General features: G+C 63.9%; 17 protein-coding genes. 9 read left to right on the top strand and 8 right to left on the bottom strand.

Annotated features, from left to right (window positions below; translation table 11 throughout):
- The first annotated feature begins 191 nt into the window (after positions 1 to 191).
- The 7 genes from AC0L3S_RS05625 (at position 192) to AC0L3S_RS05655 (ending at position 8,700) form a co-directional block, all read left to right on the top strand.
- Positions 192 to 1,346: an iron-containing alcohol dehydrogenase gene (locus tag AC0L3S_RS05625; RefSeq protein ID WP_473278375.1), complete on the top strand. Its 1,155-nt coding sequence runs from the start codon at positions 192 to 194 to the stop codon at positions 1,344 to 1,346.
- 19 nt (positions 1,347 to 1,365) lie between these two features.
- Entirely contained in the window at positions 1,366 to 2,916 is a 1,551-nt protein-coding gene (locus AC0L3S_RS05630; protein WP_473278376.1) for an AMP-binding protein, read from the top strand.
- A 309-nt stretch (positions 2,917 to 3,225) separates the two neighbouring features.
- A complete protein-coding gene (locus AC0L3S_RS05635; RefSeq protein ID WP_473278377.1) occupies positions 3,226 to 4,824 on the top strand; it encodes an ABC transporter substrate-binding protein in 1,599 nt (532 codons plus the stop codon).
- A 35-nt stretch (positions 4,825 to 4,859) separates the two neighbouring features.
- On the top strand, positions 4,860 to 5,807 hold the full coding sequence (locus tag AC0L3S_RS05640; protein ID WP_473278378.1) for an ABC transporter permease: 948 nt from the start codon (positions 4,860 to 4,862) through the stop codon (positions 5,805 to 5,807).
- A 9-nt stretch (positions 5,808 to 5,816) separates the two neighbouring features.
- On the top strand, positions 5,817 to 6,710 hold the full coding sequence (locus AC0L3S_RS05645; RefSeq protein WP_473278379.1) for an ABC transporter permease: 894 nt from the start codon (positions 5,817 to 5,819) through the stop codon (positions 6,708 to 6,710).
- Positions 6,710 to 7,717, top strand: coding sequence for an ABC transporter ATP-binding protein (locus AC0L3S_RS05650; RefSeq protein ID WP_473278380.1), 1,008 nt, complete (start codon positions 6,710 to 6,712; stop codon positions 7,715 to 7,717). Before AC0L3S_RS05645 ends, AC0L3S_RS05650 begins: the two co-directional genes overlap by 1 nt.
- Positions 7,714 to 8,700, top strand: coding sequence for an ABC transporter ATP-binding protein (locus tag AC0L3S_RS05655; RefSeq protein WP_473278381.1), 987 nt, complete (start codon positions 7,714 to 7,716; stop codon positions 8,698 to 8,700). Before AC0L3S_RS05650 ends, AC0L3S_RS05655 begins: the two co-directional genes overlap by 4 nt.
- A gap of 147 nt (positions 8,701 to 8,847) precedes the next feature.
- On the opposite strand, the gene AC0L3S_RS05660 is transcribed toward AC0L3S_RS05655, so the two are convergent.
- The 7 genes from AC0L3S_RS05660 to AC0L3S_RS05690 form a co-directional block, all read right to left on the bottom strand.
- On the bottom strand, positions 8,848 to 10,821 hold the full coding sequence (locus AC0L3S_RS05660; RefSeq protein ID WP_473278382.1) for an acetyl/propionyl/methylcrotonyl-CoA carboxylase subunit alpha: 1,974 nt from the start codon (positions 10,819 to 10,821) through the stop codon (positions 8,848 to 8,850).
- Entirely contained in the window at positions 10,818 to 12,434 is a 1,617-nt protein-coding gene (locus tag AC0L3S_RS05665; protein ID WP_473278383.1) for an acyl-CoA carboxylase subunit beta, read from the bottom strand. Before AC0L3S_RS05665 ends, AC0L3S_RS05660 begins: the two co-directional genes overlap by 4 nt.
- Positions 12,435 to 12,526: 92 nt before the next feature.
- Positions 12,527 to 13,393 (bottom strand): beta-keto acid cleavage family enzyme, encoded by an 867-nt coding sequence (locus AC0L3S_RS05670; protein ID WP_473278384.1) that lies wholly within the window; start codon positions 13,391 to 13,393, stop codon positions 12,527 to 12,529.
- Between the two features lie 194 nt (positions 13,394 to 13,587).
- Entirely contained in the window at positions 13,588 to 14,388 is an 801-nt protein-coding gene (locus tag AC0L3S_RS05675; protein ID WP_354205983.1) for an AraC family transcriptional regulator, read from the bottom strand.
- A 298-nt stretch (positions 14,389 to 14,686) separates the two neighbouring features.
- Positions 14,687 to 15,343 (bottom strand): glutathione S-transferase family protein, encoded by a 657-nt coding sequence (locus AC0L3S_RS05680; RefSeq protein ID WP_473265957.1) that lies wholly within the window; start codon positions 15,341 to 15,343, stop codon positions 14,687 to 14,689.
- Positions 15,343 to 16,506, bottom strand: a complete 1,164-nt coding sequence (locus AC0L3S_RS05685) for an acyl-CoA dehydrogenase family protein (protein WP_473278385.1) — start codon at positions 16,504 to 16,506, stop codon at positions 15,343 to 15,345. Before AC0L3S_RS05685 ends, AC0L3S_RS05680 begins: the two co-directional genes overlap by 1 nt.
- Before the next feature lie 131 nt (positions 16,507 to 16,637).
- Positions 16,638 to 17,774 carry an acyl-CoA dehydrogenase family protein gene (locus AC0L3S_RS05690; protein ID WP_473278386.1) on the bottom strand — a complete coding sequence of 379 codons (1,137 nt, stop codon included), beginning with the start codon at positions 17,772 to 17,774 and terminating at the stop codon, positions 16,638 to 16,640.
- Between the two features lie 264 nt (positions 17,775 to 18,038).
- Between AC0L3S_RS05690 and AC0L3S_RS05695 the strand changes: the two genes are divergently transcribed.
- Both AC0L3S_RS05695 and AC0L3S_RS05700 read left to right on the top strand, forming a co-directional pair.
- On the top strand, positions 18,039 to 19,589 hold the full coding sequence (locus AC0L3S_RS05695) for an acyl-CoA synthetase (protein WP_473265955.1): 1,551 nt from the start codon (positions 18,039 to 18,041) through the stop codon (positions 19,587 to 19,589).
- An 88-nt stretch (positions 19,590 to 19,677) separates the two neighbouring features.
- The gene (locus AC0L3S_RS05700) at positions 19,678 to 20,898 is read left to right on the top strand and encodes an ABC transporter substrate-binding protein (protein ID WP_473265954.1); all 1,221 of its coding nucleotides are present in this window, start codon (positions 19,678 to 19,680) and stop codon (positions 20,896 to 20,898) included.
- Between the two features lie 63 nt (positions 20,899 to 20,961).
- On the opposite strand, the gene AC0L3S_RS05705 is transcribed toward AC0L3S_RS05700, so the two are convergent.
- Positions 20,962 to 21,732 (bottom strand): helix-turn-helix transcriptional regulator, encoded by a 771-nt coding sequence (locus AC0L3S_RS05705; RefSeq protein WP_473265953.1) that lies wholly within the window; start codon positions 21,730 to 21,732, stop codon positions 20,962 to 20,964.
- Positions 21,733 to 21,800: the final 68 nt, after the last annotated feature.

Below are 21,800 nucleotides of genomic sequence, written 5' to 3' on the forward strand. Positions count from 1 at the left end.
TCACCTTTAAAAACGGCCTCGAATACTTCCACGCCGTTGCAGCAGGATGGAGCCTTAGAGATATGTGCATGCCCTAGCGCAAGCGGGGAGAGGGAGCAGATAGAGCTCAGCGTCTTCGCGCATGACGAATGCCGCCAGCGCGGTTAGACTACCCCCAGAAGAACAAGACGAATTGTCCGGGGAGGACAGGCGTGCACCAGGGACGTGTCGTTTACGGCGCGATCGAGGAAGTCGTGTTCGGCCACCCCGCGGCCGAGGCCGTGGTCGCCCAGATGGACCGGCTGGGGACGCGCCGCGCCTTCCTGATGGTGTCGGGCACGCTCAACCGGCAGACCGACGAAATCGCGAAGATCAAACAGGCCCTGGGCACAAATTGCGCGGGCGTGTTCGATGCGATGCCGGCGCACACCCCGCGGGAGGCGGTGATCGCCGCGACCAATGCGGCGCGCGAAGCGGGCGCCGACCTGATCGTCACCGTGGGCGGCGGCTCGATCACCGACGGCGCCAAGGCGGTGCAGCTCTGCCTCGCCAACGGCATCGACGATGTCGACGGCATCGAGCGTATCCGCGTGCACAAGGGCGTCGCGCCGGAGATGACGGCGCCGACCGTGCGTCAGATCAGCGTCCCGACCACGATCGCCGGCGGCGAGTTCAGCTCGATCGCAGGTGTCACCGAGCGCACCGCCCATGTGAAACAGATGCTGCGGCATCCGCTCAGCGTTCCCCGCGCGACCATCCTCGATCCAGCCATCACGGTGCACACGCCGGAATGGCTGTTCCTGTCGACCGGCATCCGCGCCATCGATCATTGCGTCGAGGCGATCTGCTCGCGCGAGACGCACCCCTATGCCGACGCGCAGTCGGTCAAAGGCCTCGCGATGCTCGCCGACGCGCTGCCGCGGGTGAAGGCTGACCCTGCTGACCTCGACGCGCGAATGGATGCGCAGATCGGCACCTGGCTGTCGATGGGCGCGCTCGCCGCCGGCGTGCCGATGGGGGCAAGCCACGGCATCGGCTACGTGCTGGGCGCGGCCTTCGATGTGCCGCATGGCTACACCTCCTGCGTCATGCTCCCGGCGGTGATGCGCTGGAATGCGCGCGACAATGCCGAGCGCCAGATGATCGTCGCGGCCGCGATGGGCTTTCCCGGCCACGCCGCGGCCGATGTGCTCGATGCCTTCATCCGCTCGCTCGGCATGCCGCGCAGCCTCGCCGATGTACGCGTCTCGCCGGAGCATTTCGACGCGATAGCGGACGCTGCGATGCGCACGAACTGGATTCCGCGCAACCCGCGCAAGATCGACGGCCCCGCGCAGTTGCGCGAAATCCTGCTTCTTGCCGCATGATCCAAAAGCCGGAGGACTGATGTATCCAGGTCAGCATGCCCGCCTGCGCCCGCTCCAGCCCGCCTTCATCATGGCGGTAACAGGCGAGGCCGTCACATATCGCGAGCTCGATGCGCGCAGCAATCGGCTGGCGCACCTGTTCCGCAAGCACGGCTTGAAGCGGCTCGACCACTATTCGATCTTCATGGAGAACAATTCCCGCTACCTCGAAGCCTGCGGCGCGGGCGAGCGCTCCGGCCTCTACTACACCTGCATCAACTCGTTCCTGACGCCGGGCGAGCTCGCTTATCTCCTGGTCAACAGCCAGTCGAAAATCCTGATCACATCGCTCGCGAAGCTCGATATCGCCCGCGAGGCGATCAAGGTCTGCCCCGACATCAGGCTGTGCATCGTCGCGGATGGTCCCGGCGAGAGCGAGCGCATCGTCGGCCTCACGGAGGTGACCGCCGAGCTGCCGAAGACGCCGATCCCGGATGAATGGCTCGGCACCGCCATGCTGTATTCATCGGGCACGACGGGACGGCCGAAGGGCATTATCCGCCCGCTGCCGGAGGAGCCGCCGAAGCACAACCTGCCGCTGTTCGAGTTCCTCACAAAGCTCTGGCAGTACCGGGAGGGCATGATCTACCTCTCGCCGGCGCCGCTCTATCATTCCGCGCCGCAGGCTGCGGTCAACCTGACGATCCGGATGGGCGGCACCGCGATCATCATGGAAAATTTCGATCCCGAGCGTTACCTCCAGCTCGTCGAGCGGTGGGGTATCACCCACACCCAGCTCGTACCGACGATGTTCTCGCGCATGCTCAAGCTGCCGGAGGAGGTGCGCACGCGCTACGACCTGTCGTCGCTCGAGATCGCGATCCATGCCGCCGCGCCCTGCCCGGCGCTGGTCAAGGACGACATGATCAAATGGTGGGGACCGATCATCCACGAATATTACGGCGCGACCGAAGGCCTTGGCTTCACCGCCTGCAACAGCGCGGAATGGCTGGCCCATCGCGGCACCGTCGGCAAGGTGCTACTCGGCGACCTCCATATTCTCGACGAAAACATGAAGCCATGCCCGACCGGCACGCCGGGACAGGTCTGGTTCAAGACGGCCACGCCATTCGAATATTTCAACGACCCGGAGAAGACCAAGGAAGCGCGCTCGGCCGACGGCAGCATGAGCACGGTCGGCGACGTCGGCTATGTCGACGAGGACCGCTTCCTTCATCTAACGGACCGCGCGACCTTCATGATCATCTCCGGCGGCGTGAACATCTATCCGCAGGAATGCGAGAATCTGTTGATCACCCATCCGAAGGTTGCGGACGCCGCGGTGTTCGGCGTGCCCAATCCCGATCTCGGCGAAGAGGTGAAGGCGGTGGTGCAGCCGATGCCCGGCGTCGTGCCGGGCAAGGCACTCGCGGAAGAGCTGATCGCGTTCTGCGGAGCATCGCTGTCGCGGCAAAAGGTGCCGCGCTCGGTCGACTTCGAGAAGGAGTTGCCGCGGCTGCCGACGGGGAAGCTGTACAAGCGGCTGCTGCGGGACCGGTATTGGGGGAACAAGGCGTCGCGGATTGTGTGAGGGGCCGCTGTCGTCCTGGCGAACGCCAGGACCCATACCGCGTGATCTCGCAACTGAAGAAGGTAGCAATGCCGAGCGACCAATCTTCGCCAAACACCTCCCTGGGGTCATGGGTCCTGGCGTTCGCCAGGACGACGCGGGAGGGACGTCTCTCAATTTGTGAGGGAAAACCCCCGCGGCCTTGCGTCATCCGAATTGCCGAGAGAGGAGCAGACCTTGCCGGTTGCCTGACCGCGCGCGCGTCGCTATCGTCCCCTCAAACAGGCCGCAAAGGCCCAAAAGACAACAAGATGTCCAGGGAGGACGAGGATGCGGAGCGTACGAGCGCTCGCCGCGACGGCGGCGCTATCTTTGCTGGCGTTTTCGACCATTGCACTCGCCGGCGAGCCCAAGCAGGGCGGTATTTTGCGGATGTATCACCGCGACAGTCCCGGCAATGCCTCGATCCACGAAGGCGCGACCTACTCGCTCAATGTTCCCTTCATGCCGGTGTTCAACAACCTCGTCATCTACAAGCAGGACGTGGCGCAGAACAGCATGGACACCATCGTGCCAGAGCTCGCTGAGAGCTGGGCCTGGGTCAACGACAACAAGACACTGACCTTCAAATTGCGCCAGGGCGTGAAGTGGCACGACGGCAAGCCGTTCACCTCGGCGGACGTCAAATGCACCTTCGACATGCTGATGGGCAAGTCGCAGCAGAAGTTCCGGCAGAACCCGCGCAAGAGCTGGCACGAACAGGTCAACGACGTCTCCACCAACGGCGATCTCGAGGTCTCCTTCAATCTGAAGCGGCCGCAGCCTTCGCTAATTGCACTGCTGGCCTCGGGCTACACGCCGGTCTATCCCTGCCACGTCTCACCCGGCGACATGCGCACGCACCCGATCGGCACTGGCCCGTTCAAGTTCGTCGAGTTCAAAGCCAATGAATCGATCAAGCTGACTCGCAATCCCGATTATTGGCGCAAGGGGCGGCCCTATCTCGACGGCATCGAGTTCACCATCATCCCGAACCGCTCGACCGCCATTCTCGCCTTCGTCGCCGGCAAGTTCGACATGGCCTTCCCGACCGAAGTGAGCATCCCGCTTCTCAAGGACGTCAAATCGCAGGCGCCGAACGCGGTCTGCGTGGTCGAACCCAACAATGTCGCGACCAACATCATCGTCAATTCGTCTGCGCCGCCGTTCGACAATATCGACATCCGCCGCGCCATGGCGCTGTCGCTCGATCGCAAAGCCTTCATCTCGATCATGTTCGAAGGCCAGGGCGACATCGGCGGCACCATGCTGCCGCCGCCGAACGGGCTGTGGGGCATGCCGAAGGAGATGCTCGAGAGCATTCCGGGCTACGGACCCGACATCAACGCGAACCGCGAGCAAGCAAAAAAACTGATGCAGAAGGCCGGTTATGGGCCGGACAAGCATCTCGCCGTCAAGGTCTCGACCCGCAATATTCCGGTCTACCGCGATCCCGCGGTGATCCTGATCGACCAGCTCAAGAGCATCTATATCGACGGCGAGCTCGACGTGGTCGAGACCGCGAACTGGTTCCCGAAGATCGCGCGCAAGGATTACATGCTCGGGCTCAATTTGACCGGCAATGCCGTCGACGATCCCGACCAGTCGTTTTACGAGAACTATTCCTGTGGCTCCGAGCGCAACTACACCAATTACTGCAACAAGGAGATCGAAAAGCTGTTCGACGTGCAGTCCCAGGAGACCGACGTCAACAAGCGCAAGAAGCTGGTGTGGGACATCGACAAGAAGTTGCAGGAGGACGTCGCCCGCCCGATCATCTTCCACGCACGGACCGGCAGCTGCTGGCAGCCTTACGTCAAGGGCGTGACGGTGATGTCGAACAGCTCGTATAATGGATATCGTTACGAGGATGTCTGGATGGACAAGTAGCGCGGGCGGCTGACGGGTTCGACGGGAGGCGATGCATGTTTGCCTATCTGGTGCGGCGCCTGTTTCTGATGCTCGTGACCCTGTTCGGGATCTCGGTCGTCATCTTCTTCCTGCTGCGTATCGTTCCCGGCAACATCGTCGATATCCTGTTTGCCGCGGCCGGCTATGTCGATCCCGCCGACAAGGCCAATCTGGAAAAAGAGCTCGGCATCGACCAGCCGCTGGTGGTGCAATATTGGCACTGGATCAGCGGTTTTCTGCGCGGCGATTTCGGCTACTCCTACGTCTCCGAGAAACCGGCGCTTCAGGAGATCCTTCCACGGATCCCGATTACCGCACGGCTCGCCGGGCTGGCGTTGTTGTTCTCGGCGTCCATCGGCATTCCGCTGGGCGTCCTCAGCGCGGTGAAGCAGGGAACGAGGCTCGATTACGCGTTGCGTGTGGTGAGCCTGAGCGGATTGTCGCTGCCGTCGTTCTGGCTCGGCCTGCTCATCCTCACCGCATCGGTGGCGATGTTCAACCAGATGCCGATCTTCAATCCCAATCCGCAGACCTGGCTGGAAGCATTCGCGACTTATGCCGTACCCGCCGCCGCCGTCGGCTTCCGCAGCGCGGCGCTGACCATGCGCATCACCCGATCCTCGATGCTGGAGGTGCTGCGGCAGGACTATATCCGCACCGCGCGTGCCAAGGGCGCATCGGATGCCGCCGTGAACTATCAGCATGCGCTGAAGAATGCGATTTTGCCCGTCATCACCGTGATCGGTATCGAGGCGGCGTTCCTGATCGGCGGCCTCATCGTCACCGAGACCGTGTTCAACATCCCCGGCGTCGCACGCTTCCTGGTCGAGGCGATTCGCTGGCGCGATTATCCGATCGTGCAGAACCTGGTGATGCTGATTGCGGTGGTCGTGGTGAGCGCGAATTTCATCGTCGATATGCTGTACGCCGTGTTCGACCCGCGTATCAGGTACACGGATTAGGAGAACCTGTTGGCCGCGATCGACTATGACGTTGAACTGAGGCGCGCCGGGGCGCACGCGACCGTCGGCTGGCGGCGCGTGCTGTTTTTGGCGCAGCGGCATGTGCTGGGCGCGGCCGGGCTCGTCATCATGACCCTGTTCGTGTTCACCGCGATCTTCGCCGACTTCATCGCGCGTTACGATCCGCTGACGATCGACGCTGCCCGGGCACTGGCGCGCCCAAGCCTGGCACACTGGATGGGGACGGATTCCTTCGGCCGCGATGTCTTCAGCCGCATCATTCATGGCGCGCGGATCTCGCTCGCGGTCGGCATCGGCTCGACGGCACTCGGTGGCTCGGTCGGCGTGATCGTCGGCCTGACCTCCGGCTATCTCTCCGGCTGGGTCGATCTCGTGTTCCAGCGCATCTCCGATGTCCTCCAGGCGCTGCCATTACTGGTGCTGGCCCTGATCATGACCGCGGCGCTTGGGCCGTCCTTGCCGAACGTCATCATCGCGATCGCCATTCCGCTGATCCCGACTGTCTCGCGCGTCATCCGCGCCAACACGCTGGCGTTGCGCGAGCTGCCATTCATCGAGGCCGCCAAGTCGATCGGCATGAGCGAGGTACGCATCGCGCTCCGTCACGTGCTGCCGAACACGCTGGCGCCGCTGATCGTGCTTGCGACTGCCCAGCTCGGCTCGACCATTCTCACGGAAGCCTCGCTCTCCTTCCTCGGTCTCGGCATTCCCGAGCCGTACCCGTCGTGGGGCCGCATGCTCTCCGAATCCGCCGCCGAGTATGTCCGCACGGCGCCCTGGCTGGTGATCTTCCCCGGCATCGCCATCAGCCTCGCGGTGTTCGGCGCCAACCTGTTCGGCGACGCCTTGCGCGACATCCTCGATCCCCGGCAGCGCGGCTGATGGCTGACAAATCCGATCTCGTGCTCGAGGTGAAGAACCTGAAGACGGTGTTCTTCACCAACTCCGGTCTGTTTAGGGCGGTCGAGGATGTGTCCTTCACGGTGAAGCGCGGCGAGACGCTGGCGATCGTCGGCGAATCCGGCTGCGGCAAGAGCGTCACTGCGCTTTCGCTGATGCGGCTGGTGCCGGATCCGCCCGGCCGCATCGTCGGCGGCTCCGTCACGCTTGAAGGCACTGATCTGCTGACGCTGGACGAGACTGAGATGCGTGCCGTCAGAGGCAACCGTATCTCGATGATCTTCCAGGAGCCGATGACGTCGCTCAATCCGGTGATGCGGATCGGCGACCAGATCGTCGAGGCCGTGCGGCTGCACCGGAACATCTCGAGCAAAGAGGCTCGGGACATCGCGATCGAGATGCTGCGCCTGGTGCGCATCCCCGAACCGGCTCGGCGCGCGCGGGAATATCCGCATCAACTGTCCGGCGGTATGCGCCAGCGCGCCATGATCGCCATGGCGCTGGCGTGCCGGCCGGCGCTGCTGATCGCGGACGAGCCCACGACTGCGCTCGATGTCACCATCCAGGCGCAAATCCTGGCGCTGATCCTGGACCTTCAGAAGGAGCTCGGTACCGGGCTCGTGCTGATCACGCATGATCTCGGTGTCGTCGCGCAGACAGCGCAGCGCGTCATCGTGATGTATGCGGGACGGAAGGTCGAAGAAGCGAGCGTCGAGGCGCTGTTCGCCGCGCCGAAACATCCCTATACGCGCGGATTGATGGCGTCGATCCCGGCGGTGCCGGCGCCCGGCATCGCCGCGCCGGCACGGCTGAACGAAATTCCGGGCACAGTGCCGTCGCTGGTGCGGCTGCCGAAGGGTTGCGCGTTTGCGCCGCGCTGCAAGCTCGCGATCAAGCGCTGTGAGGCCGAATATCCGCCGCTCATCGATTGGGGCGGCGGCCATCTCGCCGCCTGCTGGCGCGCCGCTGAAGTCGCGGAGGTGGCATGACCGAGGCGCTGCTCGAAGTCACTGACCTCAAGAAGCACTATCCGGTGCGCGCGGGCGTGTTGCGCCGACAAATTGGCACAGTGCATGCAGTCGACGGCGTCTCGTTCTCGGTTGGGGTCGGCGAGACGCTGGGCCTCGTCGGCGAATCCGGTTGCGGCAAGTCCACGGTGGCGCGTAGCGTGCTGCGGCTGGTCGAGCCGACCTCCGGCCAGATCCGCCTCGAAGGCGAGGACATCACGCATCTCTCCAAGTCCGCGCTGCGTCCGCATCGCCGCTCGATGCAGATCGTGTTCCAGGATCCGTTCGCCTCGCTTAACCCGCGCATGACTGCCGGAGACATCGTGGGCGAGCCGCTGTTCGTGCACGGGCTCGCGACCGGCAAAGCGCTGGAGGCGCGTACCGCCAACCTGTTCGAGCAGGTTGGCTTGCGGCCGGACCAGATGCGGAATTTTCCGCACCAATTCTCCGGCGGCCAGCGCCAGCGCATCTGCATCGCCCGCGCGCTGGCGCTGGGGCCGCGGCTGATCGTCTGCGACGAGCCGGTCTCCGCGCTCGACGTCTCGATCCAGGCGCAGGTGATCAACCTCCTGATCGACCTGCAACGCGAGCACGGCTTCTCCTACCTCTTCATCGCGCATGACCTCGCGGTGGTCGCCCATATCAGTCACCGCGTGGCCGTGATGTATCTAGGTCGCATCGTCGAGATTGCCGCCAAGGACGAGCTGTTTGCAAATCCGCGCCATCCCTACACGCAGGCCTTGCTCGCCTCGGTGCCGGTCGCCAACCCGCTCGCCAAGAAGCTCGTGCCGCTGGTCGACGGCGACGTGCCAAGCCCGGTCGATCCGCCGCCGGGCTGCGCGTTTCACACCCGCTGCCGGTTTGCGATGGAGCGATGCAGGACGGAACGGCCGGCGTTGGTGGACGCGGGCGACGGGCACCAGGTCGCGTGTTTGCTCAATGACGGGACGGGGCGGAGCCAATAGCTGCGCTGTCGTCCCGGCGAAGGCCGGGACCCATAGCCACAGGATCGGGTTTGGCGAAGACTCGGAGTTACCTGCTCGCCCTGTAACCGCTGCCTAGGAGTATGGGTCCCGGCCTTCGCCGGGACGACGGGTTGAGTTCGGGGTGCACTACCCCGCCCCGATCTCGGCCACGATCCGGCCGGTCGTAACCTGCTCGCCCTCGGCGACGTCGATCGCGGCGACGACGCCGTCGATGCCGGCCTTGTGGACGTGCTCCATCTTCATCGCTTCCAGCGTCAGCACCGGCTGACCGACGATGACGCGGTCGCCCGGCTTGACCAGGACGGCAACGACGCGGCCGTTCATGGCAGCACGAACCTTGCCGTCTCCGTTGCTTGCGGCGGCCTTCGGCGCGGCGAGCGTGAGATCGGTCGCCGCGAGCGGGATGCCGCGGCGCTGGAGGTGGAGACGTTCGCCATCGCGCAGGAATTTTGCACTGTCCGTCACGCCGTCATGGCGGAAGCGGATCATGTCGAGATCGAGCTGGTCGATCTCGAATTTGTCTCGACGGCCGTCACTGGCAACGGTGTAGCTGCCATCGCGCTCCCGCGTGACTTCGAGCTCAAGCGCGTGGCCTGCGATCTCGATTTTCGCCGGTAGCGGGAACGTTGCCGCGAGGCTCCGTCCGCGGCGCCACGACGGTGCCTGCGGGTTCGTGACGTAGAGCAGCAAGCCGGCCAAAGCCATATCGAATGCAGCGTCCGCGCGCGGCGCCAGCAACTCGTCGCTGTGCGCACCAATGAACGCCGTCGTCGCTTCGCCCTTGGAAAAGCCGGGATGACGCAGGCAGGACATCAGGAACGCCTGATTGGTCGTCACACCGAATCCGGTCAGTTGCTCCAGACCGACGATCAGCCGCCCCCTCGCCTCCTCGCGGCTCGCACCATGGCCGATCACCTTGGCGATCATGGAATCGTAGAACGGCGGAATCTCGGAGCCCGATTGCAGCGCATGCTCGACGCGGATGCCTTCCGGCACCTGCCAGCGCGCCATGCGCCCGGACTGCGGCATGAAATCATGCGCGGCATCCTCCGAGCACAGCCGCACCTCGATGGCGTGGCCCGTGAAGCGAATGTCCTGCTGCTTCACCGGCAATGGCTCGCCGCGCGCGACGCGCAGCTGCAATTCGACGAGATCAAGCCCGGTGATCGCCTCGGTCACGGGATGCTCGACCTGGAGGCGGGTGTTCATTTCCATGAAGTAGAATTCGCCGCTCGCATCGAGCAGAAATTCGAGCGTGCCGGCGCCCTCGTAGCGCAGCGCCTTCACCGCAGCGACCGCGACGTCGCCCATCTTCGCGCGCAGTTCCAGCGTCACAGCGGGCGACGGTGCCTCCTCGATCAGCTTCTGGTGGCGCCGCTGCACCGAGCAATCGCGTTCGCCGAGATGGATGGCGTTGCCATAGCTGTCGCCGAACACCTGAATTTCAATGTGACGGGGATTCTGGATGGCGCGTTCGAGGATCACGGTCGGATCGCCAAACGCCGCCTTTGCCTCGGACCGCGCGCTACGCAGCGCATCAGGAAACGACGCCGCGTCCGTCACGAGCCGCATGCCGCGTCCACCGCCGCCGGCGACGGCCTTGATTATCACGGGAAAGCCGATCTTCTTGGCTTCCGCCAGCATCACCTCATCGCCCTGATTGGCACCCTGATAGCCGGGCACGACGGGCACGCCGGCCTTTTTCATGATCTCCTTGGCACCGGCCTTGTTGCCCATCGACTCGATCGCCTGCGGCGACGGGCCGATGAAGACGAGCCCAGCATCCTTGCAGGCCTGCGCAAACTCCTCGTTCTCGGCGAGGAAGCCATAGCCGGGATGAACGGCATCCGCGCCGCTGGCCTTTGCGGCCGCAACGATCGCGGGAATGTTGAGGTAGGACTGCGCCGGGAGCGGCTCGCCGATGCGCACGGCCTGGTCGGCCTCTTGCACATGGAGCGCGTCGCGATCCGCATCCGAATAGACCGCGACGACGCCGAGGCCGAGCTTCCGCGCACTGCGCATCACCCGCAACGCGATCTCGCCGCGATTGGCGACCAAGAGCTTGAAGAATGGCCGGTGCTGCGTTGATCCGTTCCTCATGGGCGAGCCACCGAAAACTGCATGCGCTGGGGTGTACGCGCATCGCCCTCGCGGCAGATGGCGAGCACTTCCGACAGCACCGCGCGCGTATCGCGCGGATCGATCACGCCGTCGTCGAGCACCCGCGCGCTGGTCGAGAACACGTCCATCTGGCCGTCGAACACGCCGACGATCTGCGCCTTCATAACATCGAGCTTTTCTTTCTCCACCGGCTTGCCGCGGCGCGCTGCTGCGGCTTCGGTGACGATCGCCATGGTCTCGGCGGCCTGCTCACCGCCCATCACGGCAGTCTTGGCGTTGGGCCAGGAGAAGCAGAAGCGCGGATGGAAGCCGCGCCCGCACATGCCGTAATTGCCGGCACCGAACGAGGCACCGCAATAGACCGTGATCTGCGGCACCGTCGCCGACGTCACCGCCTGGATCATTTTGGAGCCGTGCTTGATCATGCCGGCTTCTTCGTAAGCTTTTCCGACCATGTAGCCGGTGGTGTTGTTCAGATACAGCAATGGCGTGCGGGTTTGACAGCAAGCCTGGATGAAATGCGTCGCCTTGTTCGCACCGGCCGGATCGAGCGGACCGTTGTTGGTGATGATGCCGATCGCCTGGCCTTCGATGCGGGCATGGCCGCAAACAGTGGCCGGGCCGTAGTTCGGCGCCATCTCGGTGAAATCGGAATCATCGACGATGCGCGCGATGACCTGTTTCATGTCCACGGAGCGCTTGTGGTCCATCGGCATGATGCCAAGCAGTTCGTCCTGGTCGTAGCGCGGCAGCTTGTATTGCGCAGCTCCCTTCTCCGGCCGCTCCCATTGCAGCGCCGCCATGATCTCGCGCGCGATGCGCAGGGCGTCGCGGTCGTCTTCGGCGAGGTAGTCGCCAAGTCCCGACACCTGCGTGTGCATCTCGGCGCCGCCAAGCTCCTCCTCGGTCGCTATCTCGCCGGTGGCGGCCTTCAGCAGCGGCGGCCCGGCGAGGAAGGCGCGGGTGCGGCCACGGACCATGACGATGTAGTCGGACAGGCCGGTCTGATAGGCGCCGCCGGCGGTCGAGGAGCCATGCGTCACGGTCACGACGGGTAACCCGGCTGCCGAAAGCCGCGCGAGATTGCGGAAGATGTTGCCGCCGCGAACAAAATCCTCGACGCGATATCGCAACAGATTGGCGCCGGCGCTTTCGACCAGCTGCACATAGGGCAGCTTGTTTTCCAGCGCGAGCTCCTGCACGCGTATCGTCTTGTCCAGGCCGTAGGGTTGAAGCGCGCCGGCATCGATGCCGGAATCGTTGGCGCTGACCATGCAGCGGATCCCCGAGACGAAGCCGATGCCGGCGATGACGCCGCCGCCGGGCACGCTCTTGTCGGCATCCGGCAGGTCGAACATGTAGCCGGCGAGCGTGGACAGCTCGATGAAGGGTGCGCCGGGATCGAGCACAAGCGCGACGCGCTCGCGCGGCAACAGCTGGCCGCGCTTATGGAAACGGTCTTTCGCCGCGGCCGACGCCGCACGGGTGCGCTCTTCCAGCGCGCGCATACGGTCGATCAGGCCAAACATGCCGTCGCGGTTGGCAAGGTAGGCTGCGCTGCCGGGGGAGATGGTGTTTTCGAGAATGGACACAGTTTTACTCCGTCATTCCGGGGCGATGCGAAGCATCGAACCCGGAATCTCGAGGTTCCGGGTTCGCGCTTTCGCACGCCCCGGAACGACGTTTAGCGATTCGTCCCAAAAATCTTCCGCGCTTCCGCCGGGCTCGCGATCTCGCGGCCCGCACGGCGGGCGCAGGCGGCGATGGCCTCGATCAGCTGGCCGTTCGACGTCACCTTCTTGCCGTCGGCGAGATAGAAGGCATCTTCGAGACCGGTGCGCAGATGACCGCCGAGCTCGGCGCAGCGCTGATGCAGCGGCCAGATCTCTTCGCGGCCGATCGCGGTGACCTGAAAATGCCCTTCAGGACGCTTCAGCTTGATCAGGATCGGCAGCAGATCGGGATCCGACGGCATGCCGGAGGCGACGCCCATCACGAAGTTATATTCGAGCGGACCCTTGTACATGCCGACCTGGCGGTACATGCCAACGCAGCGGACGATGCCGACGTCAAAGCATTCGAATTCGGGGATGGTGCCGACCGCGTTCATGACGTCGAGGTAGTCCTTCACCTTCTCGACTGCATTGTCGAACATCATCGGCGGCCAGGCCCAGCTGTTGTCGGCCTTCACCTTCAGGTAATTCAGCGAGCCGGCGTTGCAGGCCGCGATCTCCGGCCTGGTCTCGCGGATGCAATCCAGCGCGCCGCTGTAGTTCGGCCCGGAGACGCCGGAGGTGTGATTGATGATCACGCCGGGGCAGGATTCGCGAATCGCCTGCTGGATCTCCTTGCTGACGCTGACCTCCCAGGACGGCAGATGCCCCTTGTCCGGCGCCTGCTGGCGCAGATGGATGTGCATGATGGACGCGCCGGCATCGAACGCAGCCTTGGCCTCGCGCGCCATCTGCTCGGGCGTGACAGGCACGTTGTGCTGCTTCGGGTCGGTGAGCACGCCGTTCAGCGCGCAGGTGATGACGGCCTTGTCACTCATGCCTTGAATGTCTCGCACGTTGATAATTCAACGTTTGCGATCATGTGATGGGCGGCATGCGGCTTCTTGCGCGGAGAAGCTGGAAAAAGGCGAGAAATCGTAGGGTGGGCAAAGGCGCTCTTGCGCCGTGCCCACCATCTCTCAACACCTCAAGAAGGTGGTGGGCACGCTTTCGCTTTGCCCACCCTACGATGCTAGCTCGCCTCCGCAAGCCTCACCGTCTCGCTGCTGCGATAGATCGCAAGATCGCGCGAGCCGACGAAGATCGCGCGTGGCTTCAAGCCATAGAAGCGGCGGATCGAGTGGCTGAAATGGGTGCTGTCGGGATAGCCGATGTCCTGCGCGAGATGGGCGAGGTTGAGGTCCTGGTTGGCGAAGTGCAGCAGGTGCCGCGCCCGCTTCCAGGCGCGGAAGGAGCGGAACGAGATGCCGGTCTCCTCCTTGAACAGATGCAGGAAACGCGAAGCGGAAAGTCCGGCGTCCGCCGCACAAGTGTCCGCCGTCACGGGCTCGCCCGTGAAGCGGCCGATACGGGCGACCGCACGCGTCACGCGGGGATCGAGCACGCGGCGCGGCAGCGCTTCGCCAAAACACATCTCGTCGAATTCGGCGGTGGTGATGTCGCCGTAGCGGCGCTGGCGCAGCAGCGTGTAGGCGGCGAGGATCTTGCGGGCATAGACGGCCCTGTCGGGTCCGGTGAGCCGCTCGGCCAGGACCTCGATCACGCCATCAGGCATGCTCTCCGGCTCCAGCGTGACGCTGATCGCGGTGCGGTAGTCGCTGGCAATGGAATGCCGCTGGTTCGGCAGGGTGACGAACAGCTCGCCGGTGGCGAGGGCATCGTCGATCGTCAGATGCAGGCTGCCCTTGACCGCGACATAGACATGACAGCAGCCGGGCGTTCGCTTGCGGGGGCGGCCGAGCAGGCCGGCATAGAATACCCGCTCCGGCGTGATCAGCATCAAATGGTCGGATTCGCGACCGTTATCTTCCATTGGGATCCTCCTCGCGCGGCTCTTTGGCCGCTGCGGACGGAGGTCACCTTAGCGGAAATCTGGGCGCTGTCACGGCGGGATAGCGCTATCATGAAGCGCAAAAGGTCGGCACTCCGCGAGGGGTGATGCCGAGCCGGAACTCCTGCCAACATCGTCGTCCTGGACAAGCGCAGCGGAGCGGAGCGCCGATCCAGGACCCATTACCCCAGGGCGGAGTTGCAGCGCGAGGGAGACAACCCCGGGCCTTCGTCAAATTAATCCCTGGGGTAATGGGTCCTGGCTTTCGCCAGGACGACGATCAGGCCCTCACTCTTGGCGCCACGTTCTGCTCGACGCCGGCCTGTTGCTCCGCAGCAACCGCGCGCTTGAAACCATCGCGCTGCTGCAGGCGCGCCCAATAGGCTGCGACATTTGGCCCAAAATCCTTGGCAAGCCCGATAGTATCGGCGAGGCGGAGCGCGTAGCCGATCACGATGTCGGCGGCGGTGAAGCGGCCAGCACACAAGGCCTCGGTATTCGCGGTGGCTGCCTCGACGGCGCGCAGCCGGCCCAAGAACCATTTGGCATAGTCGCCGGCGACCTGCGGATTGCGGCGCTCTTCCGGCTCGAGCTGGGTGTATCGGAGCACCAGCGTCTGCGGGAAGGTTAACGTGGCGTCGCTGAAATACATCCAGTTCAGGAACGCGCCATAGGCGGGATCCTCAGGTCTCACCATCAGCGGCGTCGGCCCGTGTTTGATGCCGAGATAATGGCAGATCCCGGACGATTCCGTCATCCTGGTCTCGCCATCGACCATGAAGGGAATGGTACCCAGCGGATTGAGCGCGAGGTATTCCTTGGCGAACACCCGCGGCGGGAACGGCAGCATCTTCAATTCGTAGGGAAGCCCCATTTCCTCCAACATCCAGAGCGGACGGAAGGAGCGTGCGCCGTCGCAGTGATAAAGCGTGATCATCAGGAACTTCCCTTGCTGCCGGGCAGCGTGCCCATCATCTTGCACAGGACCATCAGCATGACCTCGTCGGCGCCACCGCCAATCGAGGTCAGGCGGCTGTCGCGATAGGCGCGGCTGACCGGCGTCTCGTTGGTAAAGCCCATCCCACCCCAATATTGCAAGCAGGCGTCGGTCAGCTCGCGGCCGAGCCGGCCGGCCTTCAGCTTGGCCATGGTCGCAAGTTTCGTGACATCCTCGCCCGTCACCAGCGCCTCACCGGCGCGGTAGATCAGCGCGCGCAACAGCTCGACCTCGGTCTGCATCTCCGCGAGCTTGAAGTGGACCACCTGGTTGTCGAGGATCGACTTCCCAAAGGCTTTTCGGTTGCGGGTGTAGTCGACGGTCTCGTTGATGATGTATTCGTGCGCCTTCAGGCAGGCCGCCGCACCCCAGAGCCGTTCCTCCTGGAACTGGATCATCTGGTAGGTAAAGCCCTTGCCCTCCTCGCCGATCCGGTTGCGCTTGGGCACGCGGACGTTGTCGAAGAATATCTGCGCAGTGTCGGAGGAGCGCATGCCCAACTTGTCGAGCTTGCGCGCGACGGTGACGCCCTTGGTCTTCATGGGCACGCAGATCAGTGACTTGTTGCGGTGAACGGGTCCGTCGCCGGTATTGGCGAGCAGGCAGATCCAGTCGGCCTGGGTGCCGTTGGTGATCCACATTTTGCCGCCGTCGATGACGTAATCGTCGCCGTCCGCGCGCGCATTGGTCTTGATCGAGGCGACGTCGGACCCTGCGCCGGGTTCGGAGACGCCGATGCAGGCCACATAGTCGCCAGAGATCGAGGGCGCCAGGAATTCGCGCCGCACCTCATCGGAGCCGAACCGCGCCAGCGCCGGCGTCGCCATGTCGGTCTGCACCCCGATCGCCATCGGCACGCCGCCGCAATTTATGGCGCCAAGCTCCTCCGCCATCATCAGCGCATAGGAATAGTCGAGGCCGGAGCCGCCGAATTCGACGGGCTTGTTCAGCCCGAGAAAGCCGAGGCTGCCCATCTTCTTGAACAGCGCGTGCGCCGGGAAGATGTCAGCTTTTTCCCATTCATCGACATGAGGATTGATCTCGTTAGCGATGAATTTTTGCAAGCTTCGGCGGATCTCGTCGTGATCGGCGGTAAACAGCATTTTGTCAGCTCAGCTCTCGGTATCTCTGATGTGCTCGTCATGGCCGGGCTTGTCCCGGCCATCCACGCCTTCGTCACCCGGCAGCAAGAACGTAGATGCCCGGACAAGCCCGAGCATGACGGAGGGGACGTTCACAGCCCCATCTGCCGCGACGCGAGATCCTTCATGATCTCCTCGGTGCCGCCGCCGATGGCGTTGACCTTGACCTCACGGTAGATGCGCTCGGCCTTGATGCCGCGCATGAAGCCTGCGCCGCCAAAAATCTGCACAGCCTCGGAGGCGCAGAATGCCATGGTCTGCGTCGCCTGGTTCTTCATCATGCAGATTTCGGCGACCGGGCTTTCGCCCTGCTCCAGCCGCCAGGCCAGCATCTCCAGCATCGCTTGCGAAGCGGCGACCTTCTGCGCCATGTCGACGATCTTGTGGCGGATCACCTGATGCTGCGCGAGCGGCTTGCCGAAGGTCTTGCGCTCCTTGGCATAGGCGATCGCTTCGTCGAGGCAGACGCGCGCGAACGCGGTGCAGCCCGCTGCCATGCCCATGCGCTCGCTGTTGAAATTCCGCATGATGATCTTGAAGCCCTGGCCTTCCTCGCCGATCAGATTTTCCGCCGGCACGCGGCACTCGTCGAAATGCAGCGTCGCGGTATCGGAGGCCCACCAGCCCATCTTCTTCAATTTAGTCCGGGACAAGCCCGGCGTATCCCCCTCGATCAGGAGCAGGCTGACGCCGCCGGCGCCCTCGCCGCCGGTGCGCACCGCAACGGTCAGATAGTCGGCACGCATACCCGAGGTGATGAAGGTCTTCTCGCCGCTCACGACGTAGTGATCGCCGTCGCGCCGCGCCTTGGTCCGGAGGCTCGCAACATCAGAACCGCCGCCCGGCTCGGTGATCGCGAGCGCGGAGATTTTCTCACCCGCGAGCACCTGGGGCAGCACGCGCGCCTTGACCTCGGGGCGCGCGGCCCGCGCGACCGGCGGCGAACCGATCGTATGGCTCATCAGGCTGGCGCTGATGCCGCCGGCGCCGGCCCGCGCCAGCTCCTGGCTGGCGACGATCTTCATGAACTGGTCGGCGGCGATCCCGCCATATTCCTCGGGAAATCCGAGCCCCAAGAGTCCGATCTCGGCCGCCTTGCGATAGAGCGCGCGCGGGAATTCGCCGGCCTCGTCCCACTCGTGGGCGAAGGGTGCAATCTCCTTGTCGACGAAGCGGCGCATCACGTCCCGAAAGGCGTCATGCTCGGCGGTATAGAACGGGCTCAGCATCGCACTCTCGCCTCGCTGGCGGATTCGTCTCGTTCACCATGGCTGGAACCTTAGCGGCTCACTTGCGCGGAGTGGCTGGCCAAGGCTTCCCGCCGAGCAGGCCGGCTCCAGCAACTCAACGCAAGACGATTTTCACCGCTCGCGTGCCAACTCCGGATCAAAAAAAGACGTGGTGCACAAACTCCGGCTGGCCCCTGGGCCATGCCGGGCATGGTGCATGGCAATAGGGACGCGGGCGGCACCAGACCGCCGAGGGAGGAATTCTTGGCCGTTCGCTACTACGACTGGATCGCCCATTATGGCCGCCGCACGCCGAACAAGATTGCGGTGATCGATCTCGCGAGCGAGCGCCGCTTCACCTATGCGCAGCTCGACGCGCGCATCTCTTGTCTCGCGTCATTTCTGCGCCATTCGCTGAAAGTCTCGCGCGGCGAGCGGGTCGCGGTGCTGGCGCTGAACACGACCGATACGCTGGAGGTGCAATTCGCCTGCGGCCGGTTGGGTGCGATCTTCGTGCCGCTGAACACCCGCCTCACCGTTCCCGAGCTCCAGTTCATCACCGCAGATTGCGCGCCGAAGGTGATGATCCACGACACCGATCTCGCCGAAACGGCGCTTGCCGTGGCAAAGCTCTGCGGCATTGAGACGAGCCTGCTGCTTGGCCCCGGCGGCACCTACGAGGCCGGCGTCGCCGCCGCAAAGCCACTTGAGACAATCGAGGAGGTCACCCTCGATGACGTCTCGACCATCATGTACACCTCGGGCACGACAGGCCATCCCAAGGGCGCCACCATTACCCATGGCATGACCTTCTGGAATTGCGTCAATCTCGGCGGCCCCGCCTGCATCGGGCCGTCCTCGGTGCTGCTCACCGTGCTGCCGCTGTTCCACACCGGTGGTCTGAATTGCTACACCAATCCGGTGCTGCATGCTGGCGGCACCGTGATGATCATGCGCGCCTTCGATCCCGGCACGGCGCTTGGTCTGATCAGTGATCCCGCGCAGGGCATCAACGTGTTCTTCGGCGTGCCCGCGATCTACCAGTTCATGGCCCAGCATCCGGCCTTCGCGACCACCGACCTCGGCCGGCTGATCGTCGGTGGTGTCGGCGGCGCACCAATGCCGGTGCCGCTGCTCAAGGTGTGGGAGGCGCGTGGCGTCGCACTCCAGCAGGGCTACGGCATGACCGAGACCTCGCCGGCCGTGCTGGTGCTCGACCGCGAGGATGCGGCACGGAAAGCCGGCTCCGCCGGCAAGCCGGTGCTGCACACGGAAGTGCGCATCGTGCGTCCCGATGGCAGCGATGCCGATGTCGGCGAGCTTGGCGAACTCTGGGTCAAGGGACCGAACATCACGCCCGGTTACTGGAACAGGCCGGAGGCGAACAAGACGTCGTTCACCGATGGCTGGCTGCACACGGGCGACGCCACACGCGTCGACGACGAAGGTTTTTACTACATCGTCGACCGTTGGAAGGACATGTACATCTCCGGTGGCGAGAACGTCTATCCGGCCGAGGTCGAGAACGTCCTGCATCAACTCAACGCCATCGCGGAAGCCGCCGTGATCGGCATTCCCGATGCGCAATGGGGCGAGGTTGGCCTCGCCATCGTCGCGGCCAAGCCCGGCCAGCGGCTGACCGAGGCCGATGTCTTCGCGCACTGCGCCGCGAATCTCGCGCGTTTCAAATGTCCGCGCCAGATTCGCTTCGTCGAAGCTCTGCCGCGCAATGCCACCGGCAAGATCCACAAGCCGACCTTGCGCAAGGAATTCTCAGGCGCCTCGGAAGCCGACAAGAAAGCCGCCAACGCCTGATCAAAGCGGTCCCTCTCACGGGCGCTTTTCATTTTCGACGTGCCTGCTCCAACTCAGAAGAAACCCCAAGGAATTTCAAGGAATTTTCATGAACAAGAAACTCTCCCTGCTTGCCGCAGCAACGGCGTTGGCACTGCTCACAACCCAGAGCGCGTATGCCCAAAAAGCGTACGACACCGGCGTCACCGACACCGAGATCAAGATCGGCAATGTCGAGGCCTATTCCGGCCCGGCTTCCGCCTACGGCGTCATCGGCAAGACCGAGGAAGCCTATTTCAAGATGATCAACGACCAGGGTGGCATCAACGGCCGCAAGATCAACTGGATCTCCTACGATGACGGCTACTCGCCGCCGAAGACCGTTGAACAGATCCGCAAGCTGATCGAGAGCGACGAGGTCTTCCTGGTATTCAACGCGCTGGGCACGCCGACCCAGACCGCCGTGCAAAAGTATCACAATTCCAAGAAGGTGCCGCAGCTGTTCCTCGCCACCGGCGCGAGCAAGTGGAACGACCCGAAGAACTTTCCCTGGACCATGGGCTTCCAGCCCAGCTACCGCGTCGAGGCACAGATCTTCGCCAAGTATATTCTGAAGGAGAAGCCGGACGGGAAGGTTGCGATCTTCTATGCCAATGACGATTTCGGCAAAGACTACCTCGCCGGCATCAAGGACGTGTTCGGCGACAGAGCATCGAAAATGATCGTCGCCGAAGAGAGCTACGAGACGTCGGAACCCTCGATCGATGCTCATATCGTCAAGCTCAAGGGCACCGGCGCCGACGTCTTCGTCAACATCGCGACCCCGAAATTCGCGGCGCAGGCGATCAAGAAGATCGCCGAGCTCGAATGGAAGCCGATGCATCTCATGACCGATGTCTCGGTGTCGATCGGCGCGGTGATGAAGCCGGCCGGCCTCGAGGCATCCGAAGGCGTGCTGTCGGCCGGCTATCTGAAGGATGCGTCGGATCCGCAGTGGAAGGATGATGAGGGCATGAAGAAGTTCATGGTCTTCGTCGACAAATACATACCCGGTGCAAATATTTCCGACGCCAATCTGGTTTACGCCTATGCCGCAGCCCAGACCATGGTGCAGGTGCTGAAGCAAGCGGGCGACAATCTGACCCGTGAAAATGTGATGAAGCAGGCAGCGAGCCTCAAGGACTTCGTTCCCGACACCCTGATCCCGGGCATCAAGATCAACACCTCTTCCACGGACTTCGCGCCGATCGAGCAGCTCAAGATGTGGCGGTTCAAGAAGGGCCAGTGGGAGCTGTTCGGCGACATCATCAGCGCCGAAACGGGCGGCTAGTTCGCGACGATCGCACGGACCTCGACGAAAATAGCGGCCGCAAGGTCGCTATTCTTTTGTGTGCTATCCCGGCAGGAACAGCGCGAAGCACTCCTCAACCGTGCGGCGCAGGTGCTTTCGGTACGACGCGTGGTTTTCATCGTCGGGCCCGATCCGTCCCAGCGACGGCTTCTGAACATTCCTGAGCGGCACATAGGCGATCGGTGCCGCGATCGGCGTCAATTGCGAGCCGGGGCCGGCGCGGAGCGTCGAGATGATCCCGTACATCTCGCCGGCGACCGTCGGCCGCGACACCGTGATCACGCGATGCTGGCCGTGCTTGATGATGACGAGATAGATGAAGCCGGACTGATGCGGCACCGCGACCTCGCCGGTGTGTTCATAGGCCGCATCGGTCCGCTCACCCTCGCGGAACACCAATGAGGAGACTTTCGGCTCCCAGATGATCTCGGTGCGGTAGGCGAAGATCGCGTCCTTGTCGCCGAACGACGGTCGTAGCGTGATGTAGACGTCCTCGAGCCAAGTCACCGCGCGATGGGCATAGGAGCCGAGGCTGTCGGGCGCGACATCGCTCGCGGCCGGAGGCGTCACCACGACGGCGCTTCTGCGCAGCGAGACGCCCAGCGCCTGCTCCAGCCGTACTGTGGTCGCCAGCGTGAACGGCCGTCGGCCGCCGAGCACCTTCTCGAGAGTCGACAGGCTGAGCTTGGCCTGCTCGGCCAGCGCCTGCCGGGAGATCCGGCGCCTGGCAAGCTCCTCACGGATGGTCTCTGCGATCTCGCGACTCTGCTCGTCCGAAAGCTGCTTGTCGGCGAATTTGTCCTGCGTCTGCATCGTGGCCCTGCTCCAGGATGACATCCTAGCAGGGCGGACAAACCAGCACAAAACCGCACTTGGCCCCC

The organism is Bradyrhizobium sp. Ken01 (genome assembly GCF_055807355.1).